This is a genomic window from Candidatus Omnitrophota bacterium, assembly GCA_028716245.1.
In the GTDB taxonomy this organism is placed as follows: domain Bacteria; phylum Omnitrophota; class Gorgyraeia; order Gygaellales; family Profunditerraquicolaceae; genus UBA6249.
The window spans coordinates 33,634-37,726 of record JAQUQW010000007.1; the positions used below are offsets into that span (position 1 = coordinate 33,634).

General features: G+C 38.9%; 4 protein-coding genes. All 4 read right to left on the reverse strand.

The annotated features are described in order from the left end of the window. Positions 1–1,292: hypothetical protein (locus PHG87_07440; protein ID MDD5478008.1), on the reverse strand; the 1,292-nt coding region annotated here is incomplete at its 3' end. Between the two features lie 100 nt (positions 1,293–1,392). Beyond that, entirely contained in the window at positions 1,393–2,367 is a 975-nt protein-coding gene (locus tag PHG87_07445) for a metallophosphoesterase (GenBank protein MDD5478009.1), read from the reverse strand. A 25-nt stretch (positions 2,368–2,392) separates the two neighbouring features. After that, positions 2,393–3,283: a hypothetical protein gene (locus tag PHG87_07450; GenBank protein ID MDD5478010.1), complete on the reverse strand. Its 891-nt coding sequence runs from the start codon at positions 3,281–3,283 to the stop codon at positions 2,393–2,395. Position 3,284: 1 nt separating this feature from the next. After that, positions 3,285–4,093, reverse strand: an 809-nt coding sequence (locus PHG87_07455; GenBank protein ID MDD5478011.1) for a hypothetical protein, incomplete at its 5' end; no start/stop codon positions are given.

The window sequence follows — 4,093 nt, forward strand, 5'->3', positions numbered from 1 at the left end:
AAGTTATTCGCAGTGACAATTTCAAACTCCAAGGTAACGCTGTCAATTAGCCATAACCTTAGCTCTTTAAATCCATTTACCCAATAGGTTGTTCCTGCCAATTCCTTACTTAAAGATTTTACTCTATTGTTTATCTCTTTGGCATGTATAGTGTATTTGTGCAATGAGTTAGTACAATCGGTTAGCTCTCTTCTTAAATTCTTGCTCGACCTTTTTCTAATGGTTTCCCACCTACTTATTTCTTCCCTCTTTGTTTCGATCATTTGTTTCATTGATAGTATTTCGTTGTCAACTCTATTACGTATTTCCACTAATCTTTGTTTCTGGTCCTCTAATTCCCTAATTGCACTATCAGCGTCCGATTGCCCTATCTTGTATTTATCCATTAGGTTTTGTAACCTAATACGTTTTCTCTCAATACTTTTTGTTCTTTTGTTGTGCCGCTCTATCAAATCTTGCAAGTACAATTCGGATATGGGTTGTAAACACAAAGAGCACAAGGGGGCTGTTTCTTTGATTTTACCTAATTGGGTATCGGCACTTTGCTTTAGTTGCATCAATCTAATTAGCTTTTCCCTATAAGTATCGACTAATTCCTTTGATAACTGAAACGATTCGGTCGCCTCTTTTAGGTTATCGTCAATATCCTTGATTGCGATAATGGCCCTAGTCAAATCTTTGTTTGCTGTTTTTACCCTTTGATTTAGTTCATCTACATCATCTTTCAATTTGACTAATTGAGCTTTTGTTGTCTCTTCATTTTCCTTTAAGATTCCACGTAACTTGCTTATAGTGTTTTTTATCTCAATCTTTTTTGAGGCAAAACTAACACTATCTTCACGCAATTTAACCAGTTTACGCTCAATTGAAGCCGATACATCCTTAGCTTTATTGGTCAATTCTGACCAATAATTTAACCCTAATAATTGACTGAAGAACGATAACCGTTCAGCGGGCTGATTATCGAAAAAGTATCGGTTGAACTGACCGAGTAGAACGCACGCCAGAAATTCGTCATAGTGTAAACAGAGTAAATCGTCTATGTCGGATTGATTGGCAACTTTATCATTTAGCAGTATCTCGTTCGGATTCTGTTCTCTTTTAACGGTATGGGTTTTACCCTCTATCTCAAAAGTCAGGAACACTTGACAATATTTATAGCCCCAAGACACTACATTAGTAGCCCTTAAGCCCCTAGATGTTTTGCCAAATAAGCACCAACAAATAGAGTCCCAAAGATTGGACTTACCTACGGCATTTGCACCAAAGGAAACTGGGTTATCCTTGTTCATTCCCTTTAGGATATACAAACCAGGGGCTTGTGGAAACGATATTCTATGCTTTCCAGAGAACGAGCGAAAGTTTCGTATAAACAGAGAAATGAATCTCATTTTATCTATCCTTTAGTAATTTTTCACCAATCTCTTCTATTGATGAAGCTACCCTACTTTGTTTACAGTACTCAAAGAACACGTCCTTATAGTTCTTCAATAGGGTCTTTTTTGACGGAACCCTTTTTTTCTTTGTACGCTCTGTTGGTTGTAATTCGATCCCCCTAAGCACTAATCCTTTATCTTTGCAAGCCGTAACAATAGATTCCTTTACACTATTCCACTTAGTTGGATCTTTTAACTTCAACCGTACTTTGACGTGATCCCCCGATTCTAGGGAATCGTTTAATTGGGTTAAATCAGTTAGGTTAATTACCTTTTTTCTAATACTGCCAACAACCAACTTTGTTTCCTTGTTTTTATCCTTTATCCAGAGGGCGTTCCCTCTTGTCTTTTCTCCGAAGTGGACAGGGTGTGGAGGGCCAATATAGGTTATATTACCCAAAGTTTGGTACTTATGTATATCCCCAGATAATACCCTATATCCCTCAAACTCATAAGTGGACAAACCATTTACCCTACTTCCGTTAGGTAATTTTGCGCCGTCAAATAATTGATGGGCAAATATGTAATCAGCATTACCGAAGTGTATGTCCGTATATCCTTTTTTGTTATGGGGTAAAAATAAACAGTTGGTCCCTTGGATTTTCACAAAGTGCGGCTCTTTGTGAAACCAACAATAGTTCAATTTGTTTAGGAATCTGAAATAGGGTTCATCCGGTTTTAAGTAATCATGGTTTCCCATAAGCACGTGAACCGAAACCCCCAAAGACACAATCTTTGTGAGTTGGTCAATAACCCTATTGACCAACTCGCTTGGGTGATTGTCCTTTCGTTCTGTCAAATCCCCTAATATGATTAGGTTGACTATCCTATTTCTTTTTATAGTGGTATGCAACCAATTAAAAACATCCCATCTGTACCCCTCTAGTTCAGAGCTACTTAGGTGTAAATCCGCTATTACAAGGGCGTTCATGGTACTTCCTGTTTAATAGGGTTTATTAGTTAAGTCTTTCCCTAGTACTCTTTCTCTTTCCACTTTTCCCAAGCCGGACCCTTTTAGTCCTTTTCTTCTGTTTGGGTTCAATCGTTTTATCAGTTAGCTCTTGTAGCTCTTGTTCACTTTTGAAAACATCCCCAGCTTTTGTCCCAATGATTGCTCTTAGGGTATAAATATAAGTGTGAAAATAGTTACCGTCTTTATCCTTTAAGGGGGTTGCAATACAGCAAATAGGTGATATGTTGTGAAACCTTGCCATACCCATAATGTCAGTGGCGACAAGAGCGGGTCGCCTCTTTTCTTTGATAATAAGTAGGGGAATTTTCCTAAGTTTGGTTGCCTCTTCTGCTTTAGCTACATCCCTCAATAGGGTTTTCCACCATCGGAAGAGCAAACTACCCGGGCGCTGATAGATGCTGTTGCCAAGTTTCGCATCTGCATAGTTCTTACACTCTACTACAAAGTTTTGCACCAATGGTTCACCCAATGGGTCAACGCTACAAATATCCCCAAATTGATTAGTGGAAGTCCCCTTGGTTCCCATAGAACCACTCCCTCCACTTCTCCAAAGTACATCATGTTTTGTTCCAAGCGTCACCCAAAGAGAAAGCTTTCTGCAAATATCGCGCTCAAAAGCGCTACCTTTTGCCTTACTATTAGGTGGAAGCCGCCTTTTGTTCTCCGGCAGGGCACGGGCAATTTTGTATAGTGCTTCTTTACTATGGTGTTGTCCTACCTTATCCCCATCCTTTTCAAGTAGACTACACTTTCTGTTATGAGGGTTTCCACAATAGCATTTACAAACAGGGCACTTCCACCTTGTCGGTCCTTTCTTCTGTTGCTTTTTAGGTTCTTCTTTCTTAACGTCCTCAACAATAAGAGTGTCACTCATTTTAGTCCTCGTACTTTTTTCTAGTGGGTTCAAACCTATCCTCTATGTCGTTCCATGTTTGTTTGACATAAGAGGAAACCATGCGACAAACTTTCTTCCACTTGGTATTACTTAGTTCAGATACATCCCTCATAAAAGTCTTAGTGTTTTTCGGTAGTGGACTCCAATTAGGCAAGGGGATTGAGTTGGTTTTACCAATAGACTCCAAAAAGGATATGTTAGCCGATAGGTCATCTATACCATAATCAAAAATTATGGGAAACTCGCATGACCTAAACGGTTTGGCGCACTTGTTCTTTTCGCATCTTGCAATGATATGTATACCTACTACCCTATCTACTTTACTTATTGTCTTTTTCAGTTGCTTTTTCTGGGCCAAATACAGTATTTGGCTGGCATAAAAGTCTAGTGCTTTTCCTCCATTCCTGGTATATCTTTTTCCAAACATGACGCCTATGTTATCCCTTGTTTGGGATATGATTATTAGGGTACAATCATTATTGGATAACTTGCCTGTTATTCTACGGAACAATTCCGACATAGCCTTAGCTTTTTCTGTCCCATAGGTGGAAGTCCCCATATCTCTTTCTGATTCTTGTTTCGTTGTGAGTGCATCCAATGAATCCACTATAACAAACTTTGGTATATTGTTTGCCTCAATCCTATCACACAAATCCTTATAGAACTTTTCTACTGTATCAATTCCATCGGGGAATATAGCATCAGTTGGAAACCCTACACTTTGAGCAAAGTCTTTATCGAAAGCAAACTCCGTTTCGTAGTATATGACTTCCCCATTAGTGCAAACCC

What these genes read in the sequence shown, in the direction of transcription:
- PHG87_07450 (MDD5478010.1), bottom strand. Translation starts at nt 3,283, where the DNA reads ATGAGTGACACTCTTATTGTTGAGGACGTTAAGAAAGAAGAACCTAAA.
- PHG87_07445 (MDD5478009.1), bottom strand. Translation starts at nt 2,367, where the DNA reads ATGAACGCCCTTGTAATAGCGGATTTACACCTAAGTAGCTCTGAACTA.